This is a genomic window from Agrococcus jejuensis (assembly GCF_007679035.1).
Lineage (GTDB): Bacteria > Actinomycetota > Actinomycetes > Actinomycetales > Microbacteriaceae > Agrococcus > Agrococcus jejuensis_A.
The window spans coordinates 993,986-1,011,829 of sequence record NZ_VEFR01000001.1 but is presented as its reverse complement, the minus strand read 5'-3'; the positions used below and the strand labels follow the sequence as shown (position 1 = coordinate 1,011,829).

The following is a 17,844-nucleotide window of genomic DNA, read 5'->3' as shown; positions in this document are numbered from 1 at the left end:
CCTGCAATACGCACAGTGTCGGGGTGCAGTGGTTGCGTTTCGCAGGCGATTCCGGGTCCTGAGGGGAATGCTCCCTTCGGAGGCGGAATCGCCTGCGAAACGCGAGTGGCGGGCCTCAGGAGGCGGTGCGCCCCGTGCAGACCGCCGCCACGAGGCCGGCGGGGGCGGGGATGCGGTGCACCGCGAAGTCGGTGACGCGGATGGTCGCGGGGTCGGTGCGCAGGCCGGTGCCGAGGTGCTTGAGGATCGCCTCCTTCGCGACCCACGCCCAGAGAGGATCGAGGTCCGCCTCCCAGGGGTGCAGCACGACCGAGGCGTCGACGGGCGAGCCCACCGCCTCGACGTCGACGCCGATCGGCGCCGATCCGGGGCGAGTCGCGAGCACGAGGTGCGAGCCGGCACGCGACGCCGACGCGGCCACCGCCGCGCCGCCGCGGCGCGCCCATGGCCGTCCGTGGTCCGCGCCGCCGCAGCGCGGGCACGCGTGGCCGGCGGCATCCGCGCCCGCGGCGCGCAGCGCATCCACCGTCGAGACGGTCGACGACAGCCACGCCACCGCGAGGTCGTCGGCCAGCGGCGGCGTCGCCGTCACGCCGACGGCTCGGGGAACGTCAGCGGCTGCCACGACGCGCGCAGCCAGTCGAGGTCGCCCGGGAAGCCGGTGACGCGCGCGAGCAGCCGTCCGAGGCGCTCCTCGTCGAGCGGGCCGGCGACCTCCTCGGGCAGCGGCGCGCCCGTCTCGTCGGCGACCTGCCCCTGGCTCCACACGATGCGTCGCTGGGCCGAGCCGGGCATGTCGAGCTGGAAGAGCCACGTGTCGCTCGTCGATCCGAACAGCGCCGTCGCGACCGGGCGGCCGATGCCGCTCGCGACGCGCTCGCCGAGGTCGATCCACGCGTAGCCGGCATCGAGCAGCACCGCGTGGGCGTCGTGCTGCAGCGCCGAGAGCTCGGCGCGCGACGACGCGGCGACGTCGCCGGGGATGGGCATGCCCGTGGGGCGGTAGCCGAGGGGCGCAAGGTCGGCGATGCGCGCGCCGCGCACCACCATCACCGCCAGGTTCACGCCCACGGCGCCGACGGTAGCAGCGGCGCCGCCGCGCTCGCTGGGCGCGGCGCGAGGCGCGTCAGGACGCGAGGCCGACGATGCCGGTCACGAGCACGGCGATGCCCGACAGCAGCGAGAACACGATGACGGCGCGGCGGGCCACCACCTGGTCGATGCGCGCGGCGATGCGCTCGCCTGCGAGCACCCCGACGAGCACGGGCGCGATGGCGACGAGCCACATCCACCACTCCCACGGCGGTGCGCCGCCGGGGGCGACCACCTGGCGCGAGACGACGGTCGAGAGGCTCAGCAGGATCCAGAACGGCTGCATCGTCGCGGCGAAGACGCGGTGGTCCCACTTCGACAGGATCGCGAACATGCCGATGACGGGGGCGCCGAGGCCGACCGACGAGTTGAGCGCACCGACGAGCGCGCCCGACGCCATGCGCAGCGGCGGGCCGTCGAGCGACCGCTCGGTCCTCGCGAAGCCCGCCGACACCACCACGCCGACGAGCGCCAGCACGCCGACGGCGACCTTGAGCGCATCCGAGTCCGCCGCCTGCGCCAGCAGGATGCCGGGGATCGTGAGCGCGATGGCCGGCAGCACGAGCCAGGCGAGGCCGCGCCAGTCGATGTCGCGCCAGACGCGACCGATGATCATCGCGCACGCGACGACGCCGAAGACGTTGACGACGAGCACGGCCTCGACCGGCCCGACGGCGAGCACCATCGTGGGCGTGACGACGAGCCCGAAGCCCATGCCGACGGTGCGCTGCGCGAGCGCCCCGATCGCGAGGGCGACGAGTGCGACGACGAACGACCACTCCACGCGCGGCTCAGCCCAGGTCCGCGGCGATGGCGCGAGCCGCGTCGGCGGACGCAGCGCCCAGGGCGTCGAGGTCGGCGGCGCCGACCGTGACGACGCCGACGGCGGCGCGCGGCGGCAGCGGATGCCGGATGGGCGCGGCGACGCCAGAGAGGCCGGGCACGACCTCGTCGGTGCTGGTGGCGTAGCCGCGCTCGGCGGCGACGGCGACCTCGGCGCGCATGGCGTCGTCGTGGCCGAGCGCCGCCCACTCGCGCGCCGAGAGCAGCGTCTGCAGTGCGATCCCGGGCGCGCCGAGCGCGAGCGGGTGCCGCGTGCCGGGTCGCTGCGCCACGGATGCTCGGGCGCCGCGCGACTCGACGCTCACGAGCGTCACGACGTCGTCGCCGTCCTGGACCGCGACGAACGCCGTGCATCCCGTCGCCTGCGCGAGCGCCGTGAGGTGGGGGAGCGCCGCGCCCCGCAGGTCGCGGTCGACCGACTGCGCGAGCACCGCGAGCTGCGCGCCGAGCTCGAGCCGGCCGCCGGCATCCCGCACCACGAGCCGGTGCGCCTCGAGCGTGCGCACGATGCGGTACGCGATCGATCGGTGCACGCTCAGCTCGTCGGCGAGCTGCTGGATCGTCAGCGGCGAGTGCTCGGCGAGGATCTCGAGCGCGCGGATGCCGCGCGACAGGGTCTGGGCTCCTGCGAGCTGCTCGGCCACGAATCCTCCGTCGATCGTCCCGCTCGAGCATAGGACGCGACGTTCACATGGCGAACGTGCCGAGTAGTCACGACGGTCGCTCGAGTGGGCGGCAGTGGCGCGCGACACGCCGTGCGGTGAACCACTACTGCCCGATCGCCGCCTCAAGTGGCGGGCAGCAGGCGCTCGACGAGGGCGTCGACCGCCGCGTCGATGGAGATCGTCGGGTCGATGGAGGTCGTGAGCCGGTCGAGCATGAGGCCGTCGACCGCGTAGTGCAGCAGCGCGATCTCGAACGCGCCGCCCGGCAGCCCCGCGGCCTCGTTGAACGCGACGTCGCCCGCGAAGCCCTCGCGCATCCATGCGCCGAGCGTCTCGGCGACCTCGGGGCGGCGGGCGGCCTCGAGCCGCAGCTCGAGCAGCGCGAGCGTGATGTCGCGGGATGCCGTGAGTCGCGCGACGATCTCGCGGATGTGCGCGGCGAAGCGCTCGCGATCGGGCACGCGCGTCGCGAGCTCGGCCTGCACTGCCGGGTCGGGCGCGAGGCGCTCGCCGATGCGGGCGACGAGCAGCGCCACGAGGTCGGCGCGCGTGCGGCAGTAGTTGGAGGTCGTGCCGGCGGGCACGCCGGCCTCGGCGTCGACGGCGCGGTGCGTGAGGCCGCGCGCGCCCTCGCGGGCGAGGATCGCGAGCCCGGCGTCGCCGAGCGCGCGGCGGCGGTCGTCGTTGCGTGCCATGTCGCGAGGCTAGCGCATCCACGACTCCTGTCGTAGTCTCATCTCCAACCACGACAGCCATAGTGAATGGAGCGACCATGCGCGAGGTCACCTACTACGTCGCCACGACCCTCGACGGGTGCATCGCCGCACCCGACGGGGCGTTCGACGCCTTCCCGATCGAGGGAGACCACATGCACGTGCTCATGCACGAGTACGCCGACGCCATCCCCGTGCACGTGCAGCAGGCGGTGGGCGTCGAGGCCGATCGCTCGCGCTTCGACACCGTCGTCATGGGCTGGCGCACGCTCACGCCCGCGCTCGACGTCGGCATCCCGAGCCCGTACGCGCATCTGCGCCAGATCGTCGCGACCAGGCACGAGCGCGAGGTCGATGCGTCGATCGAGCGGACCGCGGATCCCGTCGCCACCGTGCGCGCGCTCAAGCGCGAGCCGGGCAGCGGCATCTGGCTGGCGGGCGGCGGCGAGCTCGCGGGCGCGCTGCTGCCCGAGATCGACCGGCTCGTGCTGAAGGTGCATCCGCTCGCCTTCGGCTCGGGCATCCGCCTCTTCGGCGACGCCGGCTACGACCCCACGGCGTTCGTGCGCACCGCGGTGCGCCCCTTCGAGTCGGGCGTCACGATCCTCGAGCTCGAGCGTCGTCGCTGAGGCGTCGATCGCGCAGCAGTGGTTCGCCGCACGGCGTGTCGTCTGCCACTGCTGCCCAATCGAGCGACAGAAGTGACCGATCGGCGAGCCGTCAGACGGTGAGCACCGAGCCGGGCTCCACCACGTGGTGCGTGCCGCCACCCTGCTCGACGGCCCAGCGGATGCGGTCGTTCGCCATCTGGCGGCCGAAGTCCGAGATCGTCTGCTCGTGCGTCGCGAACGTGGCACGCGGGGCGACCTCGAGCACGAAGTCCATCGCCTCGCCGATCTTCAGCCACGGCGCTCCGCAGGGCGTCGCGAGCAGCGCGACGGGCCGGTCGGGCATCGCGTACGAGTCGCCCGGGTAGTAGAGGGCGTCGTCGACCATGACGCCCACGTTGTCGACGAGCGGGATCGACGAGTGGATCTCGGCGTGCGTGCCGCCGAAGAACCGCAGCGCGAACGACCCGAGCGTGCGCTCGTCGCCCGCGTCGACGACGTCGACGTCGAAGTCGGATGCGGCTGCCGCGACCCCGGCCGGGCCGACGATCGGCACGCCCCCGGAGGCGTCGAGCAGCCGCCGCAGGTGCTCGGGGATCCAGTGGTCGGCATGCTCGTGCGTCAGCACGATGCCGACGAGCCCCTCGGCGTCGAAGTCGGGCGTCAGCACGCCCGGATCGATCACGAGCGTCTCGGCGCCCTTGCGGATCGTGAGGCAGGCGTGCACGTGCTTCGTGATCTCCATGCTCGTCACGCTACGCCTGCGTCATGTCCCGCCGCATAGGCTCTGGCCGTGCTCGTCGTCGTCGCCTCCAACCCCCGGGCTCGCTTCGGCCGCTCCGGGCCCGTGGGGGAGCGCGTCGTGCAGGCGCTGCGCGCCGCCGGGCACGAGGTCGTGCACCGCACGGCACCCGACTTCGCGGCGCTGCAGCGCGCGACGCGTGCTGCAGCACAACGGGCTGACGCGCTCGTCGTCGTCGGCGGCGACGGCATGGTGCACCTCGGGGTCAACGCCGTCGGCGGCTCGTCGACGCCGCTCGCGATCGTGCCGGCGGGCAGCGGCAACGACTTCGCCACCGAGATCGGCATGTCGGGCATCGAGGAGGCGATCGCGGGACTTCCCGCGCTGCTCGAGACCGAGCCGGCGCGCTGCGACCTCATCCGCATCCGCCATCCCGACGGCGAGGCGTTCGCGGCCGGCATCGTCTCGGTGGGGTTCGACGCCGACGTCAACGTGCGCTCCTTCCGCATGACGCGCGTGCCGGCGCGCCTGCGGTACCAGGCGGCGATCCTCGCGACGCTCGCAAGGCTCCAGCACCGCACGTTCCGCATCCGCATCGACGGGGGCGAGGAGCGCACCTGGCGCACGGTCATCGCGGCGATCGCGAACCATCGCGTGTTCGGCGGCGGCATCCCCATCGCGCCGACGGCGTCGACGATCGACGGACGACTCACCGGCATCCTCGCCGACGAGCTGTCGCGGCCGCAGTTCCTCGCGCTGCTCGCGAACGCGCTCAAGGGGCGGCACATCGGCGACCCGCGCGTGCACGTCGAGGACATCGGCACCGTGACGATCGCGAGCGACGACCCGGCGGTGCTCGCGTGCGCCGACGGGGAGATCGTGGGCAGGCTGCCGATCGAGTGCAGCGTCGCGGTGGGGGCGCTGCGCGTGTTCGGCACGCCTCGCTGAGCGCGGCTCGTCGGGCGCGCGAGACCCCGTCATCCCGGGGCGACACGCCGAGTCGGCCGCCGAGCATGCCTCGTTTTGCATCGCAGCCGAGGCGTGTGGCATCCTTGTCAGGTTGCAATGCGGCCCCATCGTATAGCGGCCTAGTACGTCGCCCTCTCACGGCGGTAACGCGGGTTCGAATCCCGCTGGGGTCACCAACACATCCGAAGGCCCGGGCTCCCATGCCCGGGCCTTCGTCGTGTCCGGGGTGCACGCATGCGTCAGGTGCCCCCGTCGACATAGGTCGTGCATGGGATGCCCCGTCACGATGGCCGATGGTCCGCATCCGGGCCCCGAGAGGAGACCCTCATGCAGTGCCCCACCGACGGCGCGACGCTGGTCATGAGCGAGCGCAGCGGCATCGAGATCGACTACTGCCCCGACTGCCGAGGCATCTGGCTCGACCGTGGCGAGCTCGACAAGCTCATCGAGCGCTCGTACGGCGAGCCCGGCATGGCTGCCCCTGCAGACGCGGGGCAGCAGCGCCAGACGCAGCAGCAGTGGCCCGGCCAGCCCGTCATGGGCGGCCAGCAGCACGGGCACGGCGGCCAGCAGGGCTACGGCCAGCAGGGCTACGGTCAGCAGGGCTACGGCCAGCAGGGCGGCGGCCAGGGCGGCACCGCGGCCATGGTGGGCAAGGTCGCCGACCAGGTGATGAAGCAGGTGCAGAAGCGCTCGGGCGGCCAGCAGCAGGGCTACGGCAACCAGCAGGGCTACGGCCAGCAGCAGGGTCGCCGCAGCTGGCTCGGCGACATCCTGCGCTGACCGGCCACGAAGCCAAGTGAGGTTTTCGGCCGCTTTTGACATCGAAAGCGGCCGAAGACCTCAATTCTGCGTCAGGGGCGGGCGAGCGCCGCGCCCTCGCCGATCGCCGCGAGCTTCGCCCAGGCGATCTCCGGATGCACGCGGCCGCCGAGGCCGCAGTCCGTCGAGGCGACGACCCGCTCGGGGCCGACGATGCCGGCGAGGCGCTCGATGCGGTCCGCGACGAGTCGCGGATGCTCGACGACGTTCGTCGCGTGGCTCACGACCCCGGGCAGCAGCCGCACGTGGTCGGGCAGCGACACGCGCTCCCACACGCGCCACTCGTGCTCGTGCCGCACGTTCGCCGCCTCGAACGAGATCGCGCCCGCGCCGATCTCGAGCACCTGGTCGACGATGTGCTCGAGCCCCAGGTCGGTGACGTGCGGCCCGTGCCACGAGCCCCAGCACACGTGCAGGCGCACGCGCTCGGCAGGGATGCCGCGCAGCGCGTGCCGCAGCGCATCCACGCGCACCTGCAGCCACGCGCGGTAGTCGTCGACCGACGGCTCTGGCGAGATCTGATCCCAGCTCTCGGCGAGCGACGGGTCGTCGACCTGCACCGTGAGGCCGGCGTCGACGATCGCGAGGTACTCCTCGCGCAGCACGTCCGCCCATGCCCACACGTGCTCCGCGTCGGTCGCGTAGTGGTCGTTCGCGACGCGAGCGCCGGAGCCGGGGGAGAGAGCCGTGAGGAAGCCGCCCTCGACGCCCGCGGCGTCGACCGCTGCGCGCAGGGCGCGCGCGTCGGCGGCCACCGCATCCTGCCCGACGTACCGCAGCGGTCCCATCGTCGCGGGGAACTGCACGGCTCGACGGCCGGCGAGCACGCCGTCGGGGTCGCCGTAGGCGCCCGGGAACGCGACGCGGTCGCGGCGGTGCGGGAAGGACGTGAGGCGGATGCGGCCCGGCTCGCTCTCGACGTGCGCCGATCGGTACACGTCGTCGTCGGTGAGCGAGAGCCCTGCGACGCGCTGGAACGCGTACGACCACCACGCGCCGTAGTCGACGGCCGTCGACATGGCCTTGCCGTACTCGCCGTCGTTCACGAGCCGGATGCCGGCGTCGCGCTGCCGCACCACGACGTCGGCGACGGCGGCCGCCACGAGGGCGTCGTGCTCGTCGGAGCGCTCGAGCGTGAAGCCGTCGTCGGCGACGCGGCGGGCGGCGTTCGCGGCGAGCAGCGCAGGCGTGCGCGGGAGCGAGCCCGCGTGGGTCGTGAGGATGTCGGTCATCCCCGCCAGCCTCGCACCGGCGTCGTGCCCCGCGCCAGCGTGCGTCGTCGCGCGTCAGACCGCGACGGGCTGCACGCGGCCGCGCGTGCCGACGACGACGGCGTGCGCGACGGCATCGAGCCCGGGCTGCATGCCGAGGGCGCTCAGCGAGAGCCCGCGCCTCGCGATGCGGCGGCGCTGCGAGTCCGGCAGCACGCCGACGATCGCGCCGGCGTCGACGTCGACCGTCATGCGATGACGGGGTCCGGTGCCCTGGATGCGCGCGTGATGCACCGCGTGCCACGGCACGTGCGCGTCGAGGCCGGGCAGGATCGCGCGCAGGCCGCCGTCGTCGGCGACGACGCGCACCTCGATCGCACGCATGCGACGCCACTGGCGCACGAACGTCACGAGCTGCAGCGTCGACGTGGTCGACACGGCGATCGCGATGACCACGATCGTCGCCGAGGACGACGGGAGGCCCGCGCCCGACGTCGACGTCGAGACCAGCAGGGCGACGAGCCCCACGAGGCAGAGGCCGATGACGCCGAGGCAGATCGCGATGGCGATGACGCGGGGGCGGAAGAAGCGGTCGATCGCGTTGCGATCGGTGCGGACGACGAGGGCGTTCGGAGCCGGCGCGTGCATGCCGTCCATCCTCGCCGGGTCGAGTGCGGGACTCCTGTGAGACGGCGCGGCCTCGGCGCGACCCATCGTCGCGCGCGCCGAGGCCCGTCGCGTCCGCCGGCCCACGCCGTCTCGGCGGCAGCGCAGCCGCGAACGACCGCCGGTCACCGCCTGCGACGCGAGCCGCGCCCACGGCAGGCGTCGCACGGCGGACCCCGACGGGGCCCGATGGGGTGCGGGCGTAGACTGGCGGACTGGAGCAGGAGGGAAGGGTCGATGGGCAGGACGCTGGCTGAGAAGGTCTGGGACGACCACGTCGTCGTCAAGGGGGAGGACGGCTCGCCCGACCTCATCTACATCGACCTCCACCTCGTGCACGAGGTCACGAGCCCGCAGGCCTTCGACGGCCTTCGCCAGGCGGACCGTCCCCTGCGCCGCCTCGACCTCACGGTCGCGACCGAGGATCACAACACCCCGACGATCGACATCGACAAGCCGATCCAGGATCCGACGAGCGCGAAGCAGATCTCGACGCTGCGCGACAACGCCGCCGAGTTCGGCGTGCGCATCCACTCGCTCGGCGACAAGGAGCAGGGCATCGTGCACATCGTCGGCCCCCAGCTGGGGCTCACGATGCCGGGCATCACCGTCGTCTGCGGCGACTCGCACACCTCGACGCACGGCGCGTTCGGCGCGATGGCGTTCGGCATCGGCACGAGCGAGGTCGAGCACGTCATGGCCACGCAGACGCTCCCGCTCAAGCCGTTCAAGACCATGGCGATCACGGTCGAGGGCGAGCTGCGCCCCGGCGTGACGGCGAAGGACATCATCCTGGCCGTCATCGCGCGGATCGGCACGGGCGGCGGCGCCGGCTACGTGTTCGAGTACCGCGGCTCGGCGATCCGCGCGCTCTCGATCGAGGGCCGCATGACGATCTGCAACATGTCGATCGAGGCCGGTGCTCGCGCCGGCATGGTCGCGCCCGACCAGACGACGTTCGACTACATCGAGGGCCGCGACCACGCGCCGAAGGGCGCCGACTGGGATGCGGCGGTCGAGTACTGGAAGACGCTGCCCACCGACGACGACGCCGTCTTCGACGCCGAGATCGTCATCGACGCGAACGAGCTCGAGCCGTTCGTGACCTGGGGCACCAACCCCGGCCAGGGCTCGCCGCTGTCGGAGGCCGTGCCGGATCCCGCGTCGTTCTCGGACCCGCAGGATCGCGCCGCCGCCGAGAAGGCGCTCGCCTACATGGACCTCGCACCCGGCACGCCCCTCAAGGACGTCAAGGTCGACACGGTGTTCATCGGCTCGTGCACGAACTCCCGCATGGAGGACCTGCGCGCCGCCGCCGACATCCTGCGCGGCAAGCACAAGGCCGAGGGCCTGCGCGTCATGGTCGTGCCGGGCTCGGCACGCGTGCGCCTCGAGGCCGAGGCCGAGGGGCTCGACCGGGTCTTCACGGACTTCGGCGCCGAGTGGCGCTTCGCAGGCTGCTCGATGTGCCTCGGCATGAACCCCGACCAGCTCGCTCCCGGCGAGCGGTGCGCATCGACGTCGAACCGCAACTTCGAGGGCCGGCAGGGCAAGGGCGGGCGCACGCATCTCGTGTCGCCGCTCGTCGCCGCGGCGACCGCGATCCGCGGCACGCTCTCGAGCCCGTGGGACCTCGCGCAGGACGACCTGCGCGCCGCAGAGGAGGCGGTGGCCTGATGGAGCAGATCTCGACCCTGACCGGCCCGATCATCCCGCTGCGGTCGTCGAACACCGACACCGACCAGATCATCCCGGCCGTGTTCCTCAAGCGCGTCACGAAGACGGGCTACGACGACGCGCTCTTCCACCACTGGCGCCAGGACCCCTCGTTCGTGCTCAACCAGGAGCCCTACCGCCACGGCGGCATCCTCGTGACGGGTCCCGACTTCGGCACGGGCTCCAGTCGCGAGCACGCCGTGTGGGCGCTGCGCGACTTCGGCATCACCGCCGTGCTCAGCCCCCGCTTCGGCGAGATCTTCCGCGGCAACTCGGGCAAGCAGGGCCTGCTCACCGGCGTCATCCCCGAGGAGGCCGTCGAGCGCCTCTGGGCTGCCGCGGAGGCGAGCCCGGGAATGCAGACCACCGTCGATCTCGTTGCTCGTACCGTGACGATCGGCGACGAGACGATCGACTTCCAGATCGACGACTACACGCGCTGGCGCCTCCTCGAGGGCCTCGACGACATCGCGCTCACGCTGCGCGACGAGGAGCGGATCACCGCCTTCGAGGCCACGCGTCCCGCGTGGATGCCGAGGACGCTGCCGGTGCAGACGGGAACCAAGTGAACGCCGACCAGCTCTCCGCGACCGCTGCGCGGACCATCGGCCTCGACGTCGACGCCCTCACGGTGCGCGGCGGCAAGCCGCTGCAGGGACGCATCGAGATGAAGGGCGCGAAGAACCTCGTCACGAAGGCGATGGTCGCGGCCCTGCTCGCAGACACCCCCTCCGAGCTCCGCTCGGTGCCCGAGATCAGCGACGTGCGCGTCGTGCGCGGCCTGCTCGAGATCCACGGCGTGGCCGTCGAGACCCTCGGCGACACCATGCGCCTCGACCCTGCGAACGTCGAGAGCGCGCACGAGACCTCGATCAACGCGCACGCCGGCTCGAGCCGCATCCCGATCCTCTTCTGCGGACCGCTGCTGCACCGGCTCGGCGAGGCGTTCATCCCCGACCTCGGCGGCTGCCACATCGGCGATCGCCCCATCGACTACCACCTCGAGGTGCTGCGCAACTTCGGTGCCGTCGTCGACAAGCTGCCCACCGGCATCCGCATGACGGCGCCCGACGGCCTGCACGGCGCCAAGGTGACGCTGCCGTACCCGTCGGTCGGCGCGACCGAGCAGGTGCTGCTGACCGCGACGCGCGCCAAGGGCCGCACCGAGCTGTCGAACGCCGCCGTCGAGCCCGAGATCCTCGACCTCATCGCGATCCTGCAGAAGATGGGTGCCGAGATCCAGGTCGACACCGACCGCACGATCCGCATCGAGGGCGTCGACCACCTCGTCGGCTACAGCCACACCGCGCTGTTCGACCGCAACGAGGCCGCATCGTGGGCCTGCGCGGCGCTCGCCACCGGCGGCGACATCTTCGTCGGCGGCGCCCGCCAGCAGGAGATGACGACGTTCCTCAACGTCTACCGCAAGGTCGGCGGTGCGTTCGAGATCGAGGACGACGGCATCCGCTTCTGGCACCCGGGCGGCGACCTCAAGCCCGTCGTCGTCGAGACCGACGTGCACCCCGGCTTCATGACCGACTGGCAGCAGCCGCTCGTCGTGGCGCTCGCGAAGGCCAAGGGCATCTCGATCGTGCACGAGACGGTCTACGAGCAGCGCTTCGGCTTCACGGAGGCGCTCGTCGACATGGGCGCGACGATCCAGATCCACACCGAGTGCCTCGGCAGCCACGCGTGCCGCTTCGGCCAGCGCAACTACCAGCACTCCGCGGTCATCGCAGGGCCGGTCTCGCTGCGCGGCGCCGACATCGTGGTGCCCGACCTGCGCGGCGGCTTCAGCCACCTCGTGGCCGCGCTGACGGCCGAGGGCGAGTCGCGCATCTCGAACGTCGGCATCATCGCGCGCGGCTACGAGCGCTTCATCGAGAAGCTGCAGGTGCTCGGAGCCGACTTCCGCGTCGACGGATGACCATGCCCCGCCGCAGCGAGCGCACGCCCGCGTTCCGGGTGCTCGCCGGCGCGGTCGTGCCGTTCATCACGGCCGTCGCCGACGTGCGCCTGCATCACGCGGAGCGACTGCCGCAGCGCGGCGCGTTCGTGCTCGCCCCGAACCACTACAGCGAGATCGACCCGCTCGTGGTCGGCACCGCCGTGTGGAAGGCGGGACGGGCGCCGCGGTTCCTGGCCAAGGAGAGCCTGTTCCGCGTGCCTCTGCTCGGCCGGATCATGCGCGCGACGGGCCAGATCCCGGTCGACCGCGGCGGCATCGCCCGCGGCGCCGACCCGATGGCGGCCGCGCGAGCCCTCGTCGCCGACGAGCTCGCCGTCATCATCTACCCGGAGGGCACGCTCACCCGCGACCCCGAGCTGTGGCCCATGCGGGGCAAGACGGGTGCCGTGCGCATGGCGCTGCAGGCCGGCGTGCCCGTCATCCCCGTCGCCCACTGGGGTGCCCAGGAGCTCATGCCCCGGTACGCCAAGGGCATCCGGCCGTTCCCGCGCAAGCGCATCGACGTGGTCTTCGGCGAGCCCGTCGACCTCGACGCGTACCGCAGGGGATCTCTCGACCAGGCCACGCTGCTGGGTGCGACCGAGGCCGTCATGCAGACGATCACGGGCATGCTCGGCGAGCTGCGCGGCGCCGAGCCGCCCGCCGAGCGCTGGGATCCCGCGAAGCGCGGGCAGAGCGAGACGGGACGGTTCGATGGCTGACGTCGCGGTGCTCGGAGCCGGATCGTGGGGCACGACGTTCGCGAAGGTGCTCGCCGACGGCGGCAACCGCGTGACGATGTGGGCGCGCAGGCCCGAGGCGGCGCGCGAGATCGCGGAGTCGCGGCGCAACACGCGCTACCTGCCCGGCATCACGCTGCCGGACTCGCTCACGGCGACGTCGGATGCGGCCGCCGCGGTCGCGGGGGCGCAGCAGGTCTACCTCGCCGTGCCGAGCCAGCAGCTGCGCGCCACGCTCGCGAGCCTGCTGCCCGTGCTGCCGGAGGGCGTGCCGCTCGTGAGCCTCATGAAGGGCGTCGAGGCGGGCTCGCGCCTGCGCATGAGCGAGGTCATCGCCGAGGCCGCGCACGTCGGCCCCGAGCGCGTCGCCGTCGTGTCGGGCCCGAACCTCGCGCTCGAGATCGCGCAGGAGCATCCCACCGCGGCCGTCGTCTCGTGCAGCGACATCGAGACGGCGAAGGCCGTCGCCCGCGTCGCCCGCAACGACTACTTCCACTCGTTCGTCAACGACGACGTCATCGGCACCGAGTTCGGCGGCGTGCTGAAGAACCTCGTCGCCGTGGCGATCGGCATCGTCGACGGCGTCGGCTACGGCGAGAACACGAAGGCGTCGATCATCACCCGCGGCCTCGCGGAGCTCACGGCCTTCGCCGTCGCGCACGGCGCGAAGCCCGAGACGATGCAGGGGCTCGCGGGCCTCGGCGACCTCATCGCCACCTGCGCGTCGCCCCTGTCGCGCAACTTCACCGCGGGCCGACTGCTCGGCCTCGGCTACTCGCGGCAGGACGTCGTCGCGCGCATGAACCAGGTCGCCGAGGGCCTGTCGTCGATCGCGCCCGTCGCCGAGCTCGCCGCCGCCCGCGGCATCCCGATGCCCATCCTCGAGCAGGTGCGGCTCGTGATCGACGAGGCGATGGATCCGAAGGACATCGCCCCGCACCTCACGACCGACGACGCCGAGCCCACCCTGGAGATGCTCTCGTGACCGACCGCATCCGCGTCGCCCTGCTCTTCGGCGGCCGTTCGAGCGAGCACGCGATCTCGTGCGCCACCGCAGGCAGCGTGCTCGCCCACATCGACCGCGACCGCTTCGACGTGGTGCCGATCGGCATCACCCGCTCGGGCGCGCTCGTGCTGCAGCCCGACGACCCCGAGTCGATGACGCTCGACCGCATGCCCGAGGTGGGCGACGGCGACCGCGTGCTGCTGCCCGCCACGACCGACTCGCGCGAGCTCGTCGCCGTCGATGCCGAGGGTGCGCTGCGCTCGCTCGGCGACGTCGACGTCGTGTTCCCGATCCTCCACGGCCGCTTCGGCGAGGACGGCACCGTGCAGGGCATGCTCGAGCTCGCCGGCATCCCGTACGTCGGCAACGGCGTGCTCGCGAGCGCCGTCGGCATGGACAAGCACTTCACGAAGACCGTGCTCGCGCACGCGGGCATCACGGTCGCGCCGTGGATCACGGTGCAGCGGCGCGAGTGGGAGTCCGACCCCGAGTCGATCCGCACGCGCCTGGGCGACCTCACGCTGCCGCTGTTCGTGAAGCCGGCACGCGCCGGCTCGAGCGTGGGCGTCTCGCGCGTCACGTCGCTCATCGACCTCGACGGCGCCATGCGCGAGGCGTTCGCCGAGGACTCCCGCGTGCTCATCGAGGCGGGATGCCCGGGCCGCGAGGTCGAGGTGGCCGTGCTGCAGGGCCGTGACGGGGCGATGCCCCGCGCGTCGCTGCCCGGCGAGATCGTGCTGCGGCCGGGCGAGTTCTACGACTTCGACGCGAAGTACGTCGACCCCGACCGCGCGAAGGTCGTCTGCCCGGCCGACCTCGACGAGCGCATGCTCGCCGCGGTGCAGCAGACGGCGATCCGAGCGTTCGAGGCCATCGAGGGCTCCGGGCTGGCGCGCGTCGACTTCTTCGTCTCCGACGAGCACGGCGTCGTCGTGAACGAGATCAACACCATGCCCGGCTTCACCACGATCTCGATGTTCCCCCTCGCGTGGGGCGCGACGGGCATCGGCTACGGCGACCTCATCACCGAGCTCGTCGAGCTGGGGCTCGCGGAGGAGCGATGAGCCCCTGGTGGGCGGTGGCGGCCTACGTGGTCGCCGCGTTCTCCGCCGGCGGCGCCATGCGGGCGTTCGTGCCCGACGCGACGGTGCTGCAGGCGTCGCTCGTGTGGCTCGTGCCGGCCTTCGCCGCAGGCGTGACCTGGCTCGTCGGCCGTCGCACCCTCGCGATCATGCTCCCGGCGCCCGTGCCGCGCCGGCAGCTCGTCGCCCACACGATCCTCGGCGCCGTCGCCGCGGCGGCGCTCGCCGCGCTCACGTGGATCGGGTGGCTGCTCGTGCCGGCGCCGTCGTCGGCGCCCGTCGACGTGCTGCCGCTCTGGCTCGCCGCGATCCCGCTCGCGTTCGCGCTCGAGCTCGGCTGGCGCGGCACGCTGCAGCCGCTCGTCGAGCCGCGACTGGGACGCATGGGTGCGAGCCTCGGCGTCGGCCTCGTCTGGGCGGCGTGGCGCCTCGAGCTCGACGATGGCGCGACGATCGTCGCCACGCTCGTGCTCTCGCTCGCGCTGTCGGTGCTGCTCGGCTACCTCGGCACCGGCGCCTGGTGGCAGCGGTGGATCACGGCGGGCGTCGCCCAGGCGGTGCTGTCGGTCGCGATCGCCGGGGCCGACGTCACGGGGCCGCGTGCGCTCGTGCTCGCGGGCGCCTCCGTCGTGGTGGCGGTCGTGTGGCTGCTGATGTTCCGGTCGGCGCAGCGGCGCCGGGCGACGCGAGCAGCAGGCGCCTAGCCCGCCACGAGCACGGCGATCGGCCCGTCGGCGTCGGCGATCGTCGCGCGTCCGTCGCGGTGCTCGAGCACGCGTCCGCCAGCTGCGACGATCGCGTCGAGTCGCGCGTCGAGCGCGTCGGCTGGCACCAGCACCTCCACGCGCACGCGCGGGCGCTGCGCTCGACGCTCGGTCTCGTCCGCATCCAGGTCCTGCAGGAAGAGCACGTGCCCGAGGCCGAGCGGGTCGACGAGGTCGGTGACGTGCTCGCGCGGGTCGCGCTCCGCGGCGAGCAGCGCTCGCCAGATCGATCGCGATCCCGCGACGTCGACGGCGTCGAAGCCCAGCTGCACGAAGCGCAGGTCCGCGGGCAGCGGCGTCGCGCCGAGGTCCCGCGCCGCCCGCTGCACGGCGGCGGCGAGCGCGACGAAGGCGGGGCGGGCGCCGTCGTCGTCCTCCCAGACGTCCTTGCCCCCGTCGAGCGTCACCGACCCCGGGCGCACGTCGATGCCGAGCCGCTCGCCCGCCTCGTCGGCGAGGGATGCAGCGCGCTCGGCGAGCACGACGGCCTGCTCGGGCGTCGTGGCGTAGCGGGCGACGGCGGCGAACAGCGTCCACCAGTCCTCCGCGCCCGCGAGCGGGTCGCCGGGCACGGCGTCGACCTCGATGCCGTCGGGATCCGCGTGCCGCAGCCCGTACGGGCCGGTCGCGGGGCCGACGGCGTCGACGATCGACTGGATCGCGGCGCTCGGCCGCACGACGTCGACGTGGATGCGATCGCGCAGCGGGCGCGCCTCGCGGTCGTGCTCGAGCACGAGCGGCAGGTCGCGGCGCCAGGGATCGCGCAGCACGGCGCCCTCGCGGTCGTAGCCGAGCGCGAGCGCCCAGAACGGCGCGACGCGGTCCGGGTCGGGCGTCTCGAGCACGACGCGCATGGCCTGCAGCGCGTGCGGCGCGGGGGAGAGGCCCAGCTCGTCGGCGGCGGCCGAGATGGCGGGCGAGAGGCTCGCATCCTCCCGATCGAGCCGCACGCGCACGCCGCCGGCGCGCACGTCGACGTCGACGACGCGCCCCGCGATCGCGACGATGCGTGGCAGCAGCGCCGCGCCTGCAGCGTGCGACGGCGCCGCGAACCACGCGTGCAGCCGGTCGTCGATCGTGCGCCACGCGTCCATGCGCGTCCTCCTTCGGTGGATCAGCGGATGACGAATCCCGAGGCTCCGTGCGGTTCCTCCGCGACGGCGTCGATGCCCGTGACCGACGCCGAGGGTGGTCCCTGCCGCAGCCAGCCGAGCATGTCGTCGACGGCAGCGTCGTCGCCCTCGACGACCACCTCGACCGAGCCGTCGAGCAGGTTGCGGGCCGAGCCCGCGACGCCGAGGCGCTGCGCCTCGTCCCTCGCAGCCCAGCGGAATCCGACGCCCTGCACGGTGCCGTGCACCCGGACCACCGCGCGCTTCGCCATGGCGCGACGCTACTCCCCGACCGGGGACGGGGGCGAGGGGGTCGTGGGGGCTCCGAGGGCGTGCGGCGTGCCGAAGCGCGTCGCGACCGTCGGCGCGAACAGCACGCTCTCCGGCGGTCGCTCGGCGATGCCGGGGAACCCCGCGGTCGCGAGCAAGGCGTCGTCGAGGTGCTCGAGGCGCGCGTGCTGCAGCGGCCACGGCTCGTGCTCGCTGCGGCACAGGATGGTGCGGCCGAGGTGGCGCTCGTGGAACGCCCAGCGACCGGTGAGGAACGTCGCGAGCGGGTCGTCCCGCAACGACGCATCCGCGTCGGCGGTCGGATCGGGGCGCACGATGAGATGCGATGCGGCCGCCGACGCCCCGTGGCGACGCGTGCGGTAGGCGACGAGGTCGCCCCTGCGACCGTGGCGCATCGACGCCCATCGGTAGGGCAGCCCGAAGAGCGCCTGCGCGGCGAGCACGGGCACGAGGTGCGCGGCATCGAGGCTGGCGAAGACGACGCTGCGGCGGCCGAGGCCGTCGACGGCGTAGAGGCGCACGTTGACCTCGGGGAAGTCGCCGAGCCACGGCACAGGTGGGCCGCCGAGGAACGCGCTGCGCGACATGCGGAAGGCGATGAGGCCGATCCACGACGTGCCGTCGTGGACGTCGGGCACGCAGCCGGGCGGGAGGTGCGGCGCCACGAGCTCGGGTGCGATGCGCCAGTGCAGGAAGACGACGTCGCTCCACCGTTGGCTGAGCACGCTGCGCCCACCCAGCGACGGCGCGTGCGTGCTGACGCCGAGCGGCTCGAGGGCGGTCACGTTCGCATCCTGCCACCGCTGGCGGGCGGCCGCGAGCGGTGCACGGCCCCGTTGCGGACCGGCCGCCGC

General features: G+C 73.3%; 21 protein-coding genes and 1 tRNA gene. 11 read left to right on the top strand and 11 right to left on the bottom strand.

Features of this window, described 5'->3' with window-relative positions; all coding sequences use genetic code 11:
• Positions 1–115 precede the first annotated feature (115 nt).
• From FS793_RS04875 to FS793_RS04855, 5 genes are all read right to left on the bottom strand, one after another.
• A complete protein-coding gene (locus FS793_RS04875; protein WP_144719102.1) occupies positions 116–592 on the bottom strand; it encodes a 4'-phosphopantetheinyl transferase superfamily protein in 477 nt (158 codons plus the stop codon).
• Positions 589–1,071 carry a hypothetical protein gene (locus FS793_RS04870; protein ID WP_144719100.1) on the bottom strand — a complete coding sequence of 161 codons (483 nt, stop codon included), beginning with the start codon at positions 1,069–1,071 and terminating at the stop codon, positions 589–591. Before FS793_RS04870 ends, FS793_RS04875 begins: the two co-directional genes overlap by 4 nt.
• Before the next feature lie 55 nt (positions 1,072–1,126).
• On the bottom strand, positions 1,127–1,876 hold the full coding sequence (locus FS793_RS04865) for a sulfite exporter TauE/SafE family protein (protein WP_186329330.1): 750 nt from the start codon (positions 1,874–1,876) through the stop codon (positions 1,127–1,129).
• 7 nt (positions 1,877–1,883) lie between these two features.
• The gene (locus tag FS793_RS04860) at positions 1,884–2,579 is read right to left on the bottom strand and encodes an IclR family transcriptional regulator (RefSeq protein WP_260980022.1); all 696 of its coding nucleotides are present in this window, start codon (positions 2,577–2,579) and stop codon (positions 1,884–1,886) included.
• Positions 2,580–2,722: 143 nt separating this feature from the next.
• Positions 2,723–3,295, bottom strand: a complete 573-nt coding sequence (locus tag FS793_RS04855; protein ID WP_144719097.1) for a TetR/AcrR family transcriptional regulator — start codon at positions 3,293–3,295, stop codon at positions 2,723–2,725.
• Between the two features lie 77 nt (positions 3,296–3,372).
• Between FS793_RS04855 and FS793_RS04850 the strand changes: the two genes are divergently transcribed.
• On the top strand, positions 3,373–3,942 hold the full coding sequence (locus FS793_RS04850; RefSeq protein WP_144719095.1) for a dihydrofolate reductase family protein: 570 nt from the start codon (positions 3,373–3,375) through the stop codon (positions 3,940–3,942).
• A gap of 91 nt (positions 3,943–4,033) precedes the next feature.
• Here the strand turns inward: FS793_RS04850 and FS793_RS04845 are convergent, their stop codons facing one another.
• Complete coding sequence (locus FS793_RS04845) at positions 4,034–4,666, bottom strand: MBL fold metallo-hydrolase (RefSeq protein ID WP_144719093.1); 633 nt, start codon at positions 4,664–4,666, stop codon at positions 4,034–4,036.
• A gap of 48 nt (positions 4,667–4,714) precedes the next feature.
• Here FS793_RS04845 and FS793_RS04840 point away from each other — a divergent pair, with 48 nt between their 5' ends.
• The 3 genes from FS793_RS04840 (at position 4,715) to FS793_RS16540 (ending at position 6,415) form a co-directional block, all read left to right on the top strand.
• Positions 4,715–5,611, top strand: coding sequence for a diacylglycerol/lipid kinase family protein (locus FS793_RS04840; protein WP_186329329.1), 897 nt, complete (start codon positions 4,715–4,717; stop codon positions 5,609–5,611).
• 121 nt (positions 5,612–5,732) lie between these two features.
• A tRNA-Glu gene (locus FS793_RS04835) sits at positions 5,733–5,808 on the top strand.
• A gap of 151 nt (positions 5,809–5,959) precedes the next feature.
• Positions 5,960–6,415 carry a zf-TFIIB domain-containing protein gene (locus FS793_RS16540; RefSeq protein WP_260980021.1) on the top strand — a complete coding sequence of 152 codons (456 nt, stop codon included), beginning with the start codon at positions 5,960–5,962 and terminating at the stop codon, positions 6,413–6,415.
• A 71-nt stretch (positions 6,416–6,486) separates the two neighbouring features.
• On the opposite strand, the gene FS793_RS04825 is transcribed toward FS793_RS16540, so the two are convergent.
• The gene (locus FS793_RS04825; protein WP_144719089.1) at positions 6,487–7,686 is read right to left on the bottom strand and encodes an epoxyalkane--coenzyme M transferase; all 1,200 of its coding nucleotides are present in this window, start codon (positions 7,684–7,686) and stop codon (positions 6,487–6,489) included.
• A gap of 54 nt (positions 7,687–7,740) precedes the next feature.
• Positions 7,741–8,313, bottom strand: coding sequence for a hypothetical protein (locus tag FS793_RS04820; RefSeq protein ID WP_144719087.1), 573 nt, complete (start codon positions 8,311–8,313; stop codon positions 7,741–7,743).
• Positions 8,314–8,568: 255 nt separating this feature from the next.
• Between FS793_RS04820 and leuC the strand changes: the two genes are divergently transcribed.
• The 7 genes from leuC (at position 8,569) to FS793_RS04785 (ending at position 15,527) form a co-directional block, all read left to right on the top strand.
• Positions 8,569–10,008: a 3-isopropylmalate dehydratase large subunit gene (leuC, locus tag FS793_RS04815; protein WP_144719085.1), complete on the top strand. Its 1,440-nt coding sequence runs from the start codon at positions 8,569–8,571 to the stop codon at positions 10,006–10,008.
• Positions 10,008–10,616: a 3-isopropylmalate dehydratase small subunit gene (gene leuD / locus FS793_RS04810; protein WP_144719083.1), complete on the top strand. Its 609-nt coding sequence runs from the start codon at positions 10,008–10,010 to the stop codon at positions 10,614–10,616. The genes leuC and leuD overlap by 1 nt, the downstream gene beginning before the upstream one ends.
• A gap of 98 nt (positions 10,617–10,714) precedes the next feature.
• A complete protein-coding gene (gene murA, locus FS793_RS04805) occupies positions 10,715–11,974 on the top strand; it encodes a UDP-N-acetylglucosamine 1-carboxyvinyltransferase (protein WP_440130456.1) in 1,260 nt (419 codons plus the stop codon).
• A complete protein-coding gene (locus FS793_RS04800) occupies positions 11,971–12,717 on the top strand; it encodes a lysophospholipid acyltransferase family protein (protein WP_440130442.1) in 747 nt (248 codons plus the stop codon). Before murA ends, FS793_RS04800 begins: the two co-directional genes overlap by 4 nt.
• Complete coding sequence (locus FS793_RS04795) at positions 12,710–13,720, top strand: NAD(P)H-dependent glycerol-3-phosphate dehydrogenase (RefSeq protein WP_144719081.1); 1,011 nt, start codon at positions 12,710–12,712, stop codon at positions 13,718–13,720. Before FS793_RS04800 ends, FS793_RS04795 begins: the two co-directional genes overlap by 8 nt.
• Positions 13,717–14,805 carry a D-alanine--D-alanine ligase family protein gene (locus FS793_RS04790; protein ID WP_144719079.1) on the top strand — a complete coding sequence of 363 codons (1,089 nt, stop codon included), beginning with the start codon at positions 13,717–13,719 and terminating at the stop codon, positions 14,803–14,805. Before FS793_RS04795 ends, FS793_RS04790 begins: the two co-directional genes overlap by 4 nt.
• Positions 14,802–15,527 (top strand): hypothetical protein, encoded by a 726-nt coding sequence (locus tag FS793_RS04785; RefSeq protein ID WP_144719077.1) that lies wholly within the window; start codon positions 14,802–14,804, stop codon positions 15,525–15,527. The genes FS793_RS04790 and FS793_RS04785 overlap by 4 nt, the downstream gene beginning before the upstream one ends.
• On the opposite strand, the gene FS793_RS04780 is transcribed toward FS793_RS04785, so the two are convergent.
• From FS793_RS04780 to FS793_RS04770, 3 genes are read right to left on the bottom strand one after another with little or no spacing between them, the layout of a single operon-like run.
• On the bottom strand, positions 15,524–16,681 hold the full coding sequence (locus FS793_RS04780; protein WP_144719075.1) for a VOC family protein: 1,158 nt from the start codon (positions 16,679–16,681) through the stop codon (positions 15,524–15,526). The genes FS793_RS04785 and FS793_RS04780 overlap by 4 nt on opposite strands.
• Before the next feature lie 20 nt (positions 16,682–16,701).
• On the bottom strand, positions 16,702–16,971 hold the full coding sequence (locus FS793_RS04775; protein WP_144719073.1) for an acylphosphatase: 270 nt from the start codon (positions 16,969–16,971) through the stop codon (positions 16,702–16,704).
• 9 nt (positions 16,972–16,980) lie between these two features.
• On the bottom strand, positions 16,981–17,775 hold the full coding sequence (locus FS793_RS04770) for a YqjF family protein (RefSeq protein WP_260980020.1): 795 nt from the start codon (positions 17,773–17,775) through the stop codon (positions 16,981–16,983).
• Positions 17,776–17,844: the final 69 nt, after the last annotated feature.